Here is a 15,575-nt window from a genome sequence, read left to right on the forward strand (position 1 = left end):
TTCTCCGTGGGGGACTCGAGTCGTCAGGAAGCGTTGCAGCCCTCCGGCGACATGCGTTTCGAGGTAGGTTCGCCGGCGTTCGCCAGCAGGCGCCGCTCCCAGGCCTGGTGCAGGCGCTCGATGCGGTGCAGGTCGAAGATCGCGCTGGCCCCGGTCCAGACCGCCAGCCAGCCCTGCGGCTGGTCTTCCAGCCAGAGCGTCAGGTCCAGGCGCGCGCCGGGCACCGGGATGAAGTCGGCTTCGACGCGCACCCCGGCATCCACCGCCGGGGCCGCCCGACCGTTGTGCGCGCCGCAGGCGATGCGGATCGGCAGGCCGCTGGCGCCGCGCTGGCGCAGGGCCTGGGTCACGCATTCGAGGGGCACGTCCTGGTGTTCGAGCAGTTCCAGCAGGTCATGGCCGACCTGGCGCAGGCGCCACTCCGCGGACTGCCCCGGACGCAGGCCGACCGCCAGCGGCAGGAGGTTGACGAAGCAGCCGACCAGCCCCTGCATTTCCAGGCGCGAACGCCCGGCCAGGGCCACGCCGACGAGCAGGTCGTCGACGCCCAGTTCGGCGCCGAGCACTTCGGCGAAGGCTTGCAGCGCAGCGCTGAACGGGCTTACCGAGGCGCGTTCGGCCAGCGTCCGGCAGGCGGCATGGGCGGCGGCGGAAACTGGCAGGGCAAGGCGCTGGCCGGCGCGCCCGCCGCGCTCCTCCCGGCGCGCCGCCGCGGCGCCGGGAGCCTTCGCCAGCGGCAACAGACGCTCCGCCCAGCGCTCGGCGACGCGCTCCAGGCGGCCCGAGGCCAACGCCGCGCGCTCGCGGGCGGCGACCTGTTCCGGCGTGCTGGCGAGCGCGGCCAGGCGGCCGCCATCGAGCAGCGTCTTCAGCTCCTCGGCGAAGACCGCCAGCGACACATCGTCGAAGGCGTAGTGATGGACGCTGAGCAGGAGGTCGGCGCGCGCGCTGTCGCGGGTGACGACCAGCAGCAGGCGCGCCGGCGCCTCATGGGCGAGGTCGAAGACTCGCGCGCCCTCACGGCGCACGCCATCCTCCAGCAGCCGCTCGGCGTGGGCGGCGTCGCTCGCCAGCAGGCGTTGCAGCGGCACCGCATGCGCCGCCAGCGCATGCGGCTGCGGCCCGTCGACGCCCGTTTCGACACGCCGGCGCAGCGCCACATGCCGTTCCAGCAACTGGCGCAAGGCCTGTTCGATGGCGTCGGCCGTGGCGCCGACTATGCGCAGGTGGGCCAGCAGGTTGTAGGAGGTGTCCTCCGGCGCCAGTTGCTGGGCCACCCACAGGCGCCGTTCGGCGAGGCTCAGCCCGGCGGCGCCGGCGCTCGGCTCCGGCTCGTCGCCCTCGGACGCGGCCTGGCGCAGCAATTCCAGCAGGGCCTCGGGGGTCGCCGGGCCACCGGCGAACGCCTGCAACGGTACGCGGCGGGACAGTCGCTGGCGCAGCGTCGCGAGCAGGTGCACCGCCCGCAGGGAATCGCCGCCGGCGGCGTAGAAACCCTGCCCGGCGCGCGGCGGCGCGCCAAGCTGCGCCTGCCAGGCCTGGTGCAGCGCCTGTTCCAGCGGATCGCCGGGCAGCGCCTGCGGCTCGGCGTCGGTCGCCTGGGGACGCGGCAGGGCCTTGCGGTCGATCTTGCCGTTGAGCGTCTTGGGCAGCTCCGTCAGGACCACGAACGCCGACGGCAACATGTAGTGCGGCAGGCTTTGCCCAAGGTGCTCGTTCAGCGCCTGGAGCGGCGGGGCGAACGGCGCCGCCAGGTAGCCGACCAGCCGACGCAGGCCGGCGCTGTCCTCGGTGAGCATGGCGCAGGCTTCGCTCACCCCGGGAAAACTCGCCAGGCACGAGGCGATCTCGCCCAGCTCGATGCGGAAGCCGTTGAACTTGACCTGGTCGTCGAGCCGGCCGAGGTGTTCCAGCACGCCGTCCTCGCGCATGCGTACGCGGTCGCCGGTGCGATAGCGGCGCTCGCCGCTGCCCGGATCGACGCGGAAACGCTCGGCGGTCTGCTCCGGCTTGCCGAAATAGCCACGCGCCAGGCCGATGCCGCCGAGGTACAGCTCCCCGGCCACGCCCAGCGGCAGCGGCGCCTCGAAGCCGTCGAGCACCTCCACCGTGGTACCGGGCAGCGGTCGGCCGATGGGCGGCTCGTCGAGCGCTTCGGCGTGCAGGTCCAGTTCGTGCACCGTCGAATAGGTGGTGTCCTCGGTCGGCCCGTAGAGATTGACCAGGCGCCGTACCTGGGGTTGGCCACGAATCTGTCGCACCAGGTGGCCGCGCAGCGGTTCGCCGGCCAGGTTCAGCGTGCGCACCCCGCCCGGCAGGTCGCCGAGGGCGAGCAGCGCGGCGCACACCGAGGGCACGGTATTGAGCAGGCTGATCTCGTCGCGGCGCGGGTAGTCCGGCAGGCTGAACAGGTTCTCTACCAGGTGCAGCGTGCCGCCTTCGGCCAGGGTGCCGAACAGCTCGTAGACCGACAGGTCGAAGCACACCGAGGTCGCCGCCAGCACCCCGCTCCACTCTTCGGCGGCGTAGTGCTGGCCGGCCCAGCGCAGGAAGGCATGGGCACTGCCGTGCTCGATGGCGACGCCCTTGGGGCGTCCGGTGGATCCGGAGGTATAGATGATGTAGGCGAGGTGCTCGGCGCCGACCTCGCTCGCGGGCAGCGCCAGGTCGGTCGCCTGGTCGCCGCCCTCCTCCAGCGCCAGGCATGGCCGGCCCAGCGCGGCGACCCGCTCGCGGGTGCTCGCGTCGACCAGCACCAGCAGGCAGTCGGCGTCGTCGAGCATGTAGGCCACCCGTTCCTCCGGATAGGCCGGGTCCAGCGGGACGTAGCAACCGCCGGCGCGGAGCACGCCGAGCAGGCCGACCAGCAGGCCGCTGTCGCGCCGCAGGCAGACCCCGACCCGCTGCTCCGGAGCCACCCCGGCGGCGCGCAGGCGCGCGGCGAGCGCGGCGCTTTCGCGCTCCAGCTCGGCATAGCTGAGGCTGCGGTCGGCGGCGTGCACGGCGATGCGCTGCGGCGTGCGCCGCGCCTGGGCCTCGAACAGATGGTGGAGTACGCCGCGCGGCGGCGCGGCCTGGGGCTCGCTGCGCAGGGCCTGCAAACGGCGCTCTTCGTCGGCGTCCAGCCAGGGCAGCCGGCCGACGCAGGCCTGGGCGTCGACCAGGCCGCGCGCCAGGCGCGCGAGATGGCCGGCGATACGCCGCAATCCGTCGTACTGGGGATCGCGCAGAGCCAGGCCGACGCTGCCGTCCGCCGCCAGCACCAGGGCCAGCCAGCCGGGGCTGCTCGCCGTCGGCCGCGCCGCCAGCACCTGGACCGCGCAGCGCCCGGCCAGGGCGGCGCGCTCCTGGCCCTCGGCGGAGAGCTGCCGCCGGGCATCGTCGAGTTCTTCCGCCAGCCGCGCGCTACGTTCGGCGGACGACTCCAGCGCCCGGTAGGCGGAACGTAGCAGCGCGGGCGCCTGCCGCCCGCGCACCGTGATCGGCTCGGGAAAACCCAGGGTGATCTCTTCGTTGCCGTAGCGTCCCAGCAGTACCAGGAACGCCGCCAGCCAGTGCGCCGCCGGGAACGCTTGCGCGGCCGCCTCCGGCTCGAACCATTGCCAGGCGCAATGCGGGTCGCGCAAGGCGATCCGCCCCGGCAGTTCCAACCCCAGCGGGGCGCCTTGCAGGTAGCGTCGCTCCTGCGCAACCTCCGGGCGCGCTGCGCGTCCCGCGGTCAGCGCCTTGCCCGACGAAAAGCTGCGTAACGGTAAGCCATGTCGCTCCTGCATCGCTCTCCCCCTTCCGAGGCTGGGCACCGAGCGAAAAACTCTTCACGAAATGGCGACGAGTTACGAGCTAATACAACTGATAGGGTGGTGACAGGTCAGGCCGAATGATTTTCCGCCAGGATCGGGTACAGCGACGCGACCAACAGCAGCGCCATCCCTACGTTGAACACCCGCAGCCAGCGCGGATCGCGCAGCACGTTGCGCAGCATGCTGCCGAAACCGGCCCAGATTCCGATGGTCGGCGCGTTGATCAGGGCGAAGACCGTCGAGATCACCACCACGTTGGTGAAGTAGCCCTGCAACGGGGTGTAGGTGCTGATGGCGCCGACCGCCATCACCCAGGCCTTCGGGTTGACCCACTGGAACGCCGCCGCGCCCCAGTAGCTCAACGGCTTGCCACGTCCCTCCGGGTCGTTGCCGGCCGGGCCGGAGGTGGCGATCTTCCAGGCCAGGTACAGCAGGTAGGCCGCGCCGACGTAGCGCAGGATGGTGTACAGCACCGGGTAGGCCTCGAACACCGTGCCCAGGCCGAAGCCCACCGCCATCACCATGATGAAGAAGCCGCAACTGATCCCGAGGATGTGCGGGATGGAGCGGACGAAACCGAAGTTGACCCCCGAGGCCAGCAGCATGGTGTTGTTCGGACCGGGCGTGACGGAGGTGACGAAGGCGAACAGGGAGAACGCCAGCAGCAGATCCACGGAGAGCGACATTCGTTCCATCCTTTGAAGTGGGTGCGGGCAAGACGTTACTCCGCTTTGCCGCCGCGCCAGCGCAACAGTTGCCGAGAAAGTTGCCGTAACACTCCACCCGTCCGCCGCCCTAGCGTTGCACTCCCCAGCGCTTCACCGTGAGGCGCTCGATGCTGCCGAACACCAGGTTCTCCACCAGCAGGCCGATCAGCACCACCACCGCCAGGCCGGCGAATACCTTGTCGGTGTACAGCTCGTTGCGGTTCTGGAAAATGTACCAGCCGAGCCCGCCCTTGCCGCTGCTCGCGCCGAACACCAGTTCCGCGGCGATCAGCGTGCGCCAGGCGAAGGCCCAGCCGATCTTCAGCCCGGCGAGAATCGACGGCAGCGCCGCCGGCACCAGGATCAGCAGGACGAAGCGCAGGCCGCGCAGGCCGTAGTTGCGCCCGGCCATGCGCAGGGTCTCCGAGACACCGAGGAAACCGGCATAGGTGTTCAGCGCCAGCGCCCAGAGCACCGAATGCACCAGCACGAAGATCAGGCTGTTCTGGCCCAGGCCGAACCAGAGCAGCGCCAGCGGCAGCAGCGCGATCGCCGGCAGCGGGTTGAACATCGCCGTGAGGGTCCCGAGCAGGTCGCGGCCCAACTGCGTGGAGACCGCCAGGCTGGTCAGAACGAAGGCCAGGACGATCCCCAGCAGGTAGCCCTTGAACAGCACCAGCAGGGAGATCCCCGCCTTGGCCGGCAGTTCGCCGCTGGCCAGGCCCTCGCCGAGGGCCCTGGCCGTCTGCAGGAAGCCTGGCAGCAGCAGGTCGTTGCCCTGGACCCGCGCCGCCAGCTCCCAGGCCAGCGCCAGCAGCGCCAGGATCAGCCCCTTGCGCAGCCAGCCCTGTTGCCAGAGACGCTGGCCCAGGGGCAGGCGCCGCTCCAGGGGGACCTCCAGCAGGGGTTCGAGCTGGATTTCGTATTCTTCGCGGACGCGCGTGACTCGACTCATCGATCGGCTCCTTTGCTCAGTGGGCCAGACGGATGTCGGCGAAGTCGAGGGTCGCGGCCGCCGTCGGTTCGCCGCCCTCGTCGAACAGCAAGCGGTGGATGCGTCGCGCCGCGGCTTGCAGCGCTTCGCCGCCCAGGCTGTGCAGCCCGAACGGGTGGCCGTGCACTTCGGCCCGGACCCGCCCCGGGTGCGGCGAGAGCAGCAGGATGCGGTTGCCCACCACCAACGCCTCCTCGATGGAATGGGTGACGAACAGCAGGGTGAAACGCACCTCTTCCCACAGGCGCAGCAGCTCTTCCTGCATCTTTCGCCGGGTCAGCGCGTCCAGCGCGGCGAACGGCTCGTCCATCAGCAGGATCTTCGGCTGCATCGCCAGCGCCCGGGCGATCGCCACCCGCGCCTTCATGCCCCCGGACAGCGTGTGCGGGTAGGCCTCGGCGAAGCCCGCCAGGCCGACCTTCTCGAGGCATTCGTCGGCGCGTCGCTCGGCCTCGTCGCGCGCCACCTGGCCGGACACCCGCAAGGGAAACAGCACGTTCTGCCGTACGGTCTTCCATGGCGGCAACTGGTCGAACTCCTGGAACACCACGATACGGTCGGGGCCGGGCGCCCTGACCGCCTGTCCCTGAAGGCGGATCTCGCCCTCGCTGGGCGTGATGAAGCCAGCCACCGCCTTGAGCAGGGTCGACTTGCCGCAGCCGGACGGGCCGAGCAGGACGAAGCGATCGGCCGGGTCGACTTCGAAGCTGACCCGCTGGGTGGCCCGCACCACGCGCGAGCGGGTGCGGTATTCGAGGCTGACTCCGTCCACCGCCAGCAGGGCGTCGGCGGGGAGCGTGGAAGGTTGGCGGGAGGCGGCGTTCATCGGCGTCTCAACTCCCCTGCAACGGCGCGCCGTCCTGGAAGAAATAGTCCTGCCAGGAAGCCGGCTTGTTGCGGATCGCACCGACCCGGTAGAGGAACTCCGCCAGCGGATAGGTGTTCTTCGGCGTGACGCTGAACTCCACCTGCGGATTGGCGATGATCTTCAGCAGCGCGGCGCGGTCGATCTTCGCCCCGGTCACCCGGATATAGGTATCGGCGGCCGCCGCCTTGTCGTTCTGGGCGAAGGCCGCCGCTTCCTTCAGCGCCTCGACGAAGGCCCGGTAGGTCTTCGGGTTGTCCTGGCGGAACTTCTCCGTGGCGAACAGCACGGTCGGCGAATTCGGCCCCAACAGCTCGTAGCTGTCGAGCACCACGTGGACCTTCGGGTTGGCCAGCGCCTGGTCCTGGAACGGCGGGTTGGAGAAATGCCCGGTCAGCTCGGTGCCGCCGGCCACCAGCGCGGCGGTGGCGTCCGGGTGCGGCAGCGCCACGGTGTACTTGTCGAGGCGGTCGAACTGCTTGTCGCCCCACTGCTTCGCCGCGGCGTACTGGAGGAAGCGCGACTGCACCGAAACCCCCACCGCCGGCACGGCGATGCGATCCCCGGCGCCGAAGTCGGCGATGCTCCTGACCCGCGGGTCGTTGCTCAGCAGGTAGTAGGGGAAGTTGCCCAGCGAGGCCACCGCCTTGACGTTCTGGCGCCCGCGGGTACGGTCCCAGATGGTCAGCAGCGGACCGACGCCGGCACCGGCGATATCGATCGCCCCGGACAGCAGTGCATCGTTGACCGCCGCGCCGCCGGACAGTTGGGTCCAGTCGACCTTGATTTGCAGGCCCTCGGCCTGGCCGTGCTTTTCGATCAGGCGCTGGTCGCGGACCACGTTGAGCAGCAGGTAGACGATGCCGAACTGCTCGGCGATGCGGATCTCGCCCTCGGCCTGCGCCGGCCGGCTGGCCAGCAGCGTGGTGGCGAGGCTCAGGCCCAGGCCGAGCGCGGCGACCAGGCGGGTGAAACGGGGAATGCGGTTCATGGAAACGCTCCTGGCGAAAAGGGGGAAGCGCGCGCCGTCGTCAGAACGGCGCGTCGCCCTGGATGGTGGTGCGGTAGAGCTTGCGCCGCAGGTGGGCCGGGCAACCGCCGGCGAGATGGATCAGCGAGCGGTTGTCCCAGAACACCAGGTCATGCGCCTGCCAGCGATGCCGGTAGATGTGCTCGGGGCGCACGCTGTGCGCATACAGCTCGGCGAGCAGTTGGGCGCTCTCGTCGGCCGGCAGGCCGACGATGCGGGTGGTGAAACCTTCGCTGACGAACAGCGCCTTGCGCCCGCTTTCCGGGTGGGTGCGCACGATCGGATGGACCACTTCGCGCACCTCGGCGAGCTGGGCGGCGCTCAGGGTCGGCCGCCAGTTGCCCTCGAAGCGCGGTTCGCTGTAGCGGGCGGTATAGGAATGCGCCGCCGTGCGTCCCTCGATCGCCTTGCGCAGGGCCTCCGGCAGGCTGTCCCAGGCCTTGTGCATGTCGGCGAACAGAGTATCGCCGCCCTCCTCCGGCAGCTCCTGGGCATGCAGCATCGAGCCGAGGCTCGGCAGCTCCTTATAGGAAAGGTCGGAGTGCCAGAACTTGCCGGCATCGCCGAGACCGACGGGCTGGCCGTTCTCGACGATGTTGGAAACGATGAGGATCTCCGGATGCCCTGGGAGCAGGAACTGCTTCAGCACATGGATCTGCAACTCACCGAAGCGCCGGCTGAAGGCGATCTGCTGCGCCGGGGTGATGCGCTGCTCGCGGAACACCAGCACATGGTGGTCCAGGTGCGCCCGGTGGATACGGCGGAAGTCCCCGGCGGCCAGGGGCAACCCGAGGTCGAGGCCGAGCACCTCGGCGCCGAACGCAGCGTCGAGGGCACGGATCTGCAAGGGAACGTCGGCGCGCGCTGGCGCCGGAAGGGAAACGGACATCGCTGACTCCCACGCAAGCCCGGACACGCCGGGCACGAGATACCGCGCGAGGCGGCATGGATTCGGTGCGGCGCGCCGATTGGTCGGCAGGTACGCGAGAGCCTTTAATTTATTGGAATAAGAAAATTAATTTAAATACCTTTAAAGAATATAAATATGCTGCTCGGTACGGTTCGGCGTTCCTTGTAAGCACAAAAGTGAATTAATAAATAAAAACTTAGTATTTATGGCTCTAAGCGGCGAAGGGATAGTCTGGCTGCCATCGAACCCGCCGCCCGAGGAATGCCTCATGGACCGCACCGACAACGTCATCGATTTCGCCCGCTACCGCTCGCGCCGCCAGGCACGCCGCCTGGGCGAAATGATGTGGGCGGTGTACGCCTGGCGGGCCGGCTACGCCGTGCCGCAACCGCCAGCCAGGCACGACGAGCGCAGCCGCCGGGCCTGACCGATGAACCTGCCCGCCAGCGATGGCGTCGCCCACCTGGAACTGGCCGCCGGCGTGCATACCGAGCCCGATGATCTGATTGGCCAGCGCGTCGCCCACAACCTGCTGCGCCTGCGCGGCAAGCGCAATCTCTCGCTGGACGCTCTGGCGCGGATTTCCGGCGTCAGCCGGGCGATGCTGGCGCAGATCGAGTCCGGGCGCAGCGTGCCGTCGATCAAGGTGCTGTGCAAGATCGCCCAGGGCCTCAAGGTGTCGGTGGCAGCCTTCCTCGACGATCGCGCCTTCGCCGGCGTCGCCGTGCTGCCGGCGCAACAGAGCAAGCGCCTGGTCAGCGCCGACGGCGCCTTCACCAGCCGCGCGCTGTTCCCCTTCGATGTGGCGCGCCAGGTGGAGTTCTACGAACTGCGCCTGCGCGGCCTCGGCCAGGAAGACGCCGAAGCCCACGCCCCCGGCACCCAGGAGAACCTGGTGGTGGCGCAAGGGGTACTGGAAGTGCGGGTCAACGAAGAGCGCTTCCTGCTCGCCACCGGCGACTCGATCCTGTTCTACGCCGACCAGCCGCACAGCTACCGCAACCCCGCCGATAGCGAAGCGCTGGCGTACCTGGTGATGACCTACCCGGAGCGCCTGGACTGACCCCGGCCTTGCTGCCATGGACGAAGAAAGGCCCGCCCGGTCATCCCGGGCGGGCCTTTTCCATCCGGCGACGGATCAGCAGGTGCAGCACATCATCGGCATGCCGTTGCAACTCATCATCATCGGCATGCCGCACTCCATCATCTTCGCCATCAGCATGCAGCAATTCTTGAACATCTCCATGTCCATGCCCTGCATCGGCATCATCCTGCAATGCAGGGCGTCGCCCTGCATGGAGCACTCCATCATGCACTTCATCGGAGCCATGCCCATCATCGGCATGCCCATCCCCATGCCCATCGTCGGCATCATCGCCATGCAGGCCTGGGACATGCCCATCATCGCCAGGTTGCCGCACTGCATCATCATGGGCATGCCGCAGTTCATCATCATCGCCATCATCTCGGCGCTGTTGCGGAACTGGCCCATATCCATGCCCATCGCCGGCATCATCTTGCACAGCATGCCGTCGTCCATCGTTTCGCACTGCATGCTCGCCATCATCATCGGCATGCCCATCATGGGCATCATCGGCATGGCGGCATTCATGTTCATCGGCATCTGCATGGCATTCATCATGGCGGTAACTCCTGTAGGCGAAGCGGGGGTAAGTGCGACTGGGGCCGATTCTAGGCAGCGCCGGCGCACCGGCAAGATGCCGGTGCAACAGCCGCGCCGGGCGCTGCATGGCGGCTAGCGGCGAGGCAGCGAAGGCGTTCGGCGCAATGACAGCGGATTCCGCTGCATGACGGAGGAGCGCATCGTCGCGACAGGTATTTCGACGCGATGGATATTCGAATCGGGCCTATCCAAATAACCCAAGTGAATAAACGTTCTAAGACCCGTCGCGTTTTTTGCCTCGCCCGGCGCCGCCCCTCTATTCCGCCGCTTTCCGGCGTTCGGACGATGCCCTGGGGAAACCGCGCGGGCCGACGCGGAACGCGTGCGCGGCATTGCCCCAGGCCAGCGCCGCGGCCAGGCCGATCAGCGGCAGCAGGGTCCAGGGCAGCATCTCGCTGCCCCAGCGCTGCAACACCATGCCGCCCAACGCTCCGCCGCCGGCGATGGCCAGGTTCCAGGCCACCACGATCATCGACTGGGCCAGCTCGGCGCCCTCCCCGGCGGCGTCCGCCGAGGCGGTCTGCAGCAGCGTCGCCGCGCCACCGAACGTCAGTCCCCAGAGGGCCAGGCCGGCGAACGCCAGCCAGCTCCAGCGAGCGCCCAGGCACAGCGCCAGCGCCGCCACGGCGAACAGCGCCAGGCTGGCCAGGACCATCCGCCGCAGGTGCCGGTCGACCAGCGCGCCGACCAGCCAGATTCCCGCCACCGCGGCGCTGCCGAATACCAGCAGGGCCAGGTCCACCGAGGCGCCCAGGCCGACCTTGGCGAGGAACGGCGCGATATAGGTGTAGAGGATGTTGTGCGCCAGCACCCAGGCGACGATCACCAGCAATACCGGACGCACGCCCGGCGTGCGCAGCACCCCGAGCAGGCGCAGGCGCCGCCCGGCCGGCTGGCCAGGGAAGTCCGGCACGCTGTGCAGCACCCAGCCGACCAGCAACAGCGCGATCAGCGACAACAGGCCGAAGGCCCAGCGCCAGCCGAGCAGGCCGCCCAGCCAGGTGCCCAGCGGAACGCCGAGCGACAACGCCAGCGGCGCACCGAGCATGGCCACCGCCAGCGCCCGCCCCTGCTGCTCCGGCGGCACCAGGCGCCGCGCGTAGCCGGCCAGCAGGCCCCAGGCGAGGCCGGCGGCGACGCCGCTGCCAAAGCGCGCCAGCAGGGTCAGGCGGTAATCCGAGGAAACGGCGGTGAAGCTGTTGCAGACGAAGAAGATCAGCAGCGCCAGCAGCAGCACCCGGCGCCGCCGCCAGCCCTGGGTCAGGCTCGCCGCCGGCAACGCGGCCAGTAGCGAACCCAGGGCATAGACGCTGACCAACTGCCCGGCCAGCGCCTCGCTGACCGCCAGCCCCGCGCCGATTTGCGGCAGCAGGCCGGCCGGCAGGGTTTCGCTGAGAATGGCGACGAAGCCGGACATCGCCATCGCCAGCAACGCGCTCAGCGGCAGCCGCGGCGCCACGGCCGACGCAGCGGCCCCGGCGTTCTCCGGAAATGCTTCGCGGCGTCCCATCAGCGCACCTCCGCGGAACGGTAGACGGCGTCGCGCAGGTCGTTGACGAAGCGTCCCGACATGCCCTCGAACAGGGTGTTGGTGAGCGCCACCACCGACAGTTCGCGGGCCCGGTCGACGAACCAGGAATGCCCGTAGGCGCCGCCCCAGCGCCAGGTGCCGGGAGACTCCGGCGATTGCGCGATGGCCGGGTCACGCAGCACGGAGAAGCCCAGGCCGAAGCCGAAACCGGGATTGGCCGGCAGCTCCAGGCCGGGTACCTGGTCGCGGCCCATTTCCTCCACCAGGCCAGGCGTCAGCAACGGCGCGCCGCCCTGGCGAAGGACCTCCAGAAGGCGCAGCACGTCGCCGGCGCTGCCGATCATCCCCGCCCCGCCAGACGCATAGGCAGACGGCTCGAAGGCCCGACGCGGCTCGAAGCGAATGCCGACGCAGTCCTCGAACGGCGTGACGGTCTCCCGCTCGGCCATCCGCCGCGGGCGTGGCCGGTCGCTGACGTAGACCGCCGCCAGGCGTTGCGCGTCGGCGCAGAGGAAGCCGCTGTCGCGCATGCCGGCTGGAATCCCGACCCGCTGCCGCAGCGCTTCCGCCAGCGGCCGCCCGTCGACCCGCTCCACCAGCGCGCCGAGCACGTCGGTGGCCAGCGAATAGCCCCAGGCGCGGCCGGGTTCGTAGAGCAAGGGCACGGAGGCCAGGCGACGGAGATTCTCGGCCAGGTCGAAGCCCGGCAGGTCCATGCCGTCGGAAATCCCGGCGCGGGCATAGGGGCCGTCTGCGTCGGCTTCGAGGAAGCGATAACCGAGGCCGGCGCTGTGGCTCAGCAACTGCCGCGGCGTGATGCGCGCCTCGCGGCCGTCGGCCAGGCGCGGACGGAACGCCGGCAACCAGTCGGCGATCGGCTCGTCGAGGGCCAGCCGGCCCTCGTCCACCAGGCTCAGGGCGGCGACGCTGACGATCGGCTTGCTCACCGAGGCCAGGCGGAACAGGCTGTCCTCGCCCATTGTCCGGCCGGCCTCGCGGTCGGCCAGGCCGGCAGCCCGTCGATAGAGCCACTGCCCCCGGTGCGCCACCAGTACCACCGCTCCCACCAGGCGCTGGTCGGCGAATGCCGCCTCGATCGCCTGATCGACATGTTCCGCCAGGCTGCGCCCTGGCCCTCGTTCGAAACCTGGCATGCAGGACTCTCCGCGGACGATGAAGGATGCGGACAGGCTAAGAGCGCTGCAAAAGCGGAAAAAGACGGATAGAGTTCCGCTCTATCCGGACCTTGATGTCCGTAATCGGAGCCTTGCATGGACAGCCTCAGCGGTTTCACCGTCTTCGTCCGCGTCGCCGAGACCCGCAGCATCGTCGGCGCCGCCCGGACCCTCGGCGTCAGCGCCTCGGCGGTGGGCAAGCGGGTCGCCCGCCTGGAAGAGAAGCTCGGCGTGCGCCTGTTCCACCGCAGCACCCGCAGCATCACCCTGACCGCCGAAGGCAGCCTGTTCCTCGAGCGCAGCCGGCGCATCCTGGCCGAGATCGAAGCCACCGAGCTGGAGCTGTCGCAAAGCCGCGAGACCCCGCGCGGGCGCCTGCGGGTCAGCCTGCCGCTGGTCAGCGGGCTGGTCCTGCCGGCGCTCGCCGATTTCATGCAGGCCTATCCGGACATCGAGCTAGACCTCGACTTCAGCGATCGCGTGGTGGATGTCGTCGACGAAGGCTTCGACGTAGTCCTGCGCACCGGCCAGCCAGTGGATTCGCGGCTGTCCATGCGCGAACTGGGCGAGTTCCAGTTGAAGCTGGTCGGCTCGCCGACCTACTTCGCCCGCCACGGCACGCCACGCTGCCCGGAAGACCTGCTGCGGCACACCTGCCTGCACTACCGCTTCTCCAACACCGGCCGCCTCGAGGAATGGCCGCTGCGCCGCGCGGACGGCGAAGCCCCGCCGCAGATCCCGGTATCGATGGTCTGCAACAACATCGAGACCCGCGTCTGCTTCGCCCTGCGCGACCAGGGCATCGCCTGCCTGCCGGACTTCTCGATCCGCGAGGCGCTGCGCGAAGGACGCCTGGTCAGCGTCCTCGACGCCTTCTGCGAGCGCCGCGCGCGGTTCTTCCTGCTCTGGCCGTCCGGCCGCCAGGTCTCGCCCAAGCTGCGCGCCTTCATCGACTTCGTCGCGCCACGGGTGATCGCCACGCTGGGCTGAAGCGCGCCTGGCAGGGCCGGTCAAGCCGGCGGCAGACAGGAACAAGACCGCGGCGGCCACGGAGCGTCTAATAGGTACATCCACCCCTTGCCAGGCCGCATCCATGATCAACATCGAGACGCCGACCTACTACACGGCGACCAAGAAGTACGAGCTGTCCTTCCCCTCCCTGGAAACCGACCTGGACGCCGACGTGGTGGTGATCGGCGGCGGCTTCTCCGGCATCAACACCGCGCTTGAGCTGGCCGAGCACGGCATCACCGACATCGTCGTGCTGGAGGCCCGCCACCTCGGCTTCGGCGGTACCGGGCGCAACGGCGGGCAGATCATGGCCGGCATCGGCCACGACCTGGAGAAGATCCGCAAGGACGTCGGCGAGGACGGCCTGCGGGCGATCTTCGAGATCAGCGACCTCGGCGCCGACATCATCAAGGGCCGCATCGAGAAGTACGCCATCGACGCCGACTTCTGCCACGGCTACGGCTACATGGGCTTCAACGCACGCCAGGCGAAGACCCTGCAGGCCTGGGAAAAGGAGTTCCGGTCGCTCGGCTCGCCCCATGAGATCCGTTACCTGCACGGTGCCGAGGTGCGCCAGATCATCGGCTCGGACGCCTACGGCAGCGCCCTGCTGCACATGGGCGGCGGCCATGTGCACTCGCTCAACCTGCTGCTCGGCGAAGCCAAGGCGCTGGCCGGCCTCGGCGCACGGATATTCGAATACAGCCCGGCGCTGGAGGTGCAATACGGCGAGCGCATCCGCGTGCGCACGGCCAAGGGCTCGGTCACCGCGAACAAGCTGCTCTGGGCCTGCGACAGCTTCCTCAACCGGCTCGAACCCGAGCTGCACCGCACCACCATCAATACCTACGCGTTCCAGATGATGACCGAGCCGCTGCCGGACGAACTGATCCAGCGGATCAGCCCGATCCGCGGCGCCTACAGCGACATCCGCCCGGTCATCGACTACTACCGGGTGACCAACGAGAACCGCCTGCTGTTCGGCGCCGCCACGCCCTTCGTCGAACGCATCCCCGGCGACCTCAAGGCCTGGAACCGCAAGCTGATGCTGAAGATCTTCCCCTACCTGGAGCACGTCCGCATCGACCTCGCCTGGGGTGGGCCGATGGCTTGCAGCGCCAACCTGTTCCCGCAGATCGGCAGCCTCTCGGGGCGGCCCAACGCGTTCTTCGTCCAGGGTTATTCCGGGTTCGGCGTGACCCCCAGCCACATCGTCTGCAAGGTCCTCGCCGAAGGCATGAGCGAAGGCTCGGCGCGCTACGACCTGCTCAGCTCGGTGCGCCGCATCCCGATCCACGGCAAGGACCACTTCCGCCCGCTGCTGCTCAGCGCGGGCAAGACCTGGCACCAGCTCTCCGGCTACTGGAACGGCCGGCGCTGAAACCTACCGAACACTCTACAAGGAGCATTCCCATGGCCATTACCGTTATCCGCCACGGCATCACCCTCGATGAACTGGACGCCTGGGGCAGCGTCGCCGACCTCGGCTCGGAGATCCTCGAAGGCGAGGTGAAAGCCTTCGGCAAGATGACCGCCGGAGCCCCCACCGACCCGGTCAGCGCCGCCTACTTCGGCACCACCGCCGGCAAGTTCCGCATGACCTATCCGTTCAGCGAACAGGCCACGGTGGTCAGCGGCGAGGTCCGCCTCACCGACGAGTCCACCGGCCAGAGCACGCTCTACAAGGCCGGCGACAGCTGGTTCGTCAGCAAGGGCACCCCGGTGCTCTGGGAGGTTGCCGACGGCGGCTTCGTCAAGCATTACTACGCGGTGGCTTGAGACACCGGCGTAACGGCGAGCCATTACGCCCGGAGGCGCTGCCAGCCCTCGACACGCCCCCGTAGGGCGAATAACCGCTCGCGGTTATC

At 69.2% G+C, this 15,575-nt stretch carries 14 protein-coding genes; 5 read left to right on the forward strand and 9 right to left on the reverse strand.

Annotation, left to right across the window (positions count from 1 at the left end):
• Positions 1-23: 23 nt before the first annotated feature.
• The 6 genes from HMPREF2924_RS02865 to HMPREF2924_RS02890 form a co-directional block, all read right to left on the reverse strand.
• Positions 24-3,773, reverse strand: coding sequence for a non-ribosomal peptide synthetase (locus tag HMPREF2924_RS02865; protein ID WP_023094720.1), 3,750 nt, complete (start codon positions 3,771-3,773; stop codon positions 24-26).
• 95 nt (positions 3,774-3,868) lie between these two features.
• Positions 3,869-4,486: a LysE family translocator gene (locus HMPREF2924_RS02870; protein ID WP_003089383.1), complete on the reverse strand. Its 618-nt coding sequence runs from the start codon at positions 4,484-4,486 to the stop codon at positions 3,869-3,871.
• A 109-nt stretch (positions 4,487-4,595) separates the two neighbouring features.
• Positions 4,596-5,462: an ABC transporter permease gene (locus tag HMPREF2924_RS02875; protein ID WP_003089385.1), complete on the reverse strand. Its 867-nt coding sequence runs from the start codon at positions 5,460-5,462 to the stop codon at positions 4,596-4,598.
• Between the two features lie 16 nt (positions 5,463-5,478).
• Positions 5,479-6,327 carry an ABC transporter ATP-binding protein gene (locus HMPREF2924_RS02880; protein ID WP_003131719.1) on the reverse strand — a complete coding sequence of 283 codons (849 nt, stop codon included), beginning with the start codon at positions 6,325-6,327 and terminating at the stop codon, positions 5,479-5,481.
• Positions 6,328-6,334: 7 nt separating this feature from the next.
• Positions 6,335-7,357: an ABC transporter substrate-binding protein gene (locus tag HMPREF2924_RS02885; protein ID WP_003089389.1), complete on the reverse strand. Its 1,023-nt coding sequence runs from the start codon at positions 7,355-7,357 to the stop codon at positions 6,335-6,337.
• Between the two features lie 40 nt (positions 7,358-7,397).
• A complete protein-coding gene (locus HMPREF2924_RS02890) occupies positions 7,398-8,285 on the reverse strand; it encodes a TauD/TfdA dioxygenase family protein (RefSeq protein ID WP_003111814.1) in 888 nt (295 codons plus the stop codon).
• Between the two features lie 289 nt (positions 8,286-8,574).
• Here HMPREF2924_RS02890 and HMPREF2924_RS02895 point away from each other — a divergent pair, with 289 nt between their 5' ends.
• Together HMPREF2924_RS02895 and HMPREF2924_RS02900 are read left to right on the forward strand one after the other, a co-directional pair.
• Entirely contained in the window at positions 8,575-8,733 is a 159-nt protein-coding gene (locus HMPREF2924_RS02895) for a hypothetical protein (RefSeq protein ID WP_003089396.1), read from the forward strand.
• A gap of 54 nt (positions 8,734-8,787) precedes the next feature.
• Positions 8,788-9,369, forward strand: coding sequence for a helix-turn-helix domain-containing protein (locus tag HMPREF2924_RS02900; protein WP_003122724.1), 582 nt, complete (start codon positions 8,788-8,790; stop codon positions 9,367-9,369).
• A gap of 75 nt (positions 9,370-9,444) precedes the next feature.
• Here HMPREF2924_RS02900 and HMPREF2924_RS02905 read toward each other — a convergent pair whose 3' ends face one another.
• From HMPREF2924_RS02905 to HMPREF2924_RS02915, 3 genes are all read right to left on the reverse strand, one after another.
• Positions 9,445-9,948 (reverse strand): hypothetical protein, encoded by a 504-nt coding sequence (locus tag HMPREF2924_RS02905; protein WP_003089400.1) that lies wholly within the window; start codon positions 9,946-9,948, stop codon positions 9,445-9,447.
• Positions 9,949-10,246: 298 nt separating this feature from the next.
• Positions 10,247-11,500, reverse strand: a complete 1,254-nt coding sequence (locus tag HMPREF2924_RS02910; protein ID WP_003131673.1) for an MFS transporter — start codon at positions 11,498-11,500, stop codon at positions 10,247-10,249.
• Positions 11,500-12,675: a serine hydrolase domain-containing protein gene (locus HMPREF2924_RS02915; protein WP_003131671.1), complete on the reverse strand. Its 1,176-nt coding sequence runs from the start codon at positions 12,673-12,675 to the stop codon at positions 11,500-11,502. Before HMPREF2924_RS02915 ends, HMPREF2924_RS02910 begins: the two co-directional genes overlap by 1 nt.
• A gap of 117 nt (positions 12,676-12,792) precedes the next feature.
• Between HMPREF2924_RS02915 and HMPREF2924_RS02920 the strand changes: the two genes are divergently transcribed.
• The 3 genes from HMPREF2924_RS02920 to HMPREF2924_RS02930 all read left to right on the forward strand — a co-directional run bounded on the left by HMPREF2924_RS02920 (position 12,793) and on the right by HMPREF2924_RS02930 (position 15,486).
• On the forward strand, positions 12,793-13,686 hold the full coding sequence (locus HMPREF2924_RS02920) for a LysR family transcriptional regulator (RefSeq protein ID WP_003111387.1): 894 nt from the start codon (positions 12,793-12,795) through the stop codon (positions 13,684-13,686).
• A gap of 103 nt (positions 13,687-13,789) precedes the next feature.
• Complete coding sequence (locus HMPREF2924_RS02925; RefSeq protein ID WP_003089406.1) at positions 13,790-15,088, forward strand: NAD(P)/FAD-dependent oxidoreductase; 1,299 nt, start codon at positions 13,790-13,792, stop codon at positions 15,086-15,088.
• 32 nt (positions 15,089-15,120) lie between these two features.
• Complete coding sequence (locus HMPREF2924_RS02930) at positions 15,121-15,486, forward strand: cupin domain-containing protein (protein WP_003089408.1); 366 nt, start codon at positions 15,121-15,123, stop codon at positions 15,484-15,486.
• The last annotated feature ends 89 nt before the right edge of the window (positions 15,487-15,575 follow it).

The sequence above is a fragment of the Pseudomonas sp. HMSC063H08 genome, from assembly GCF_001813645.1.
Classification (GTDB): domain Bacteria; phylum Pseudomonadota; class Gammaproteobacteria; order Pseudomonadales; family Pseudomonadaceae; genus Pseudomonas; species Pseudomonas aeruginosa.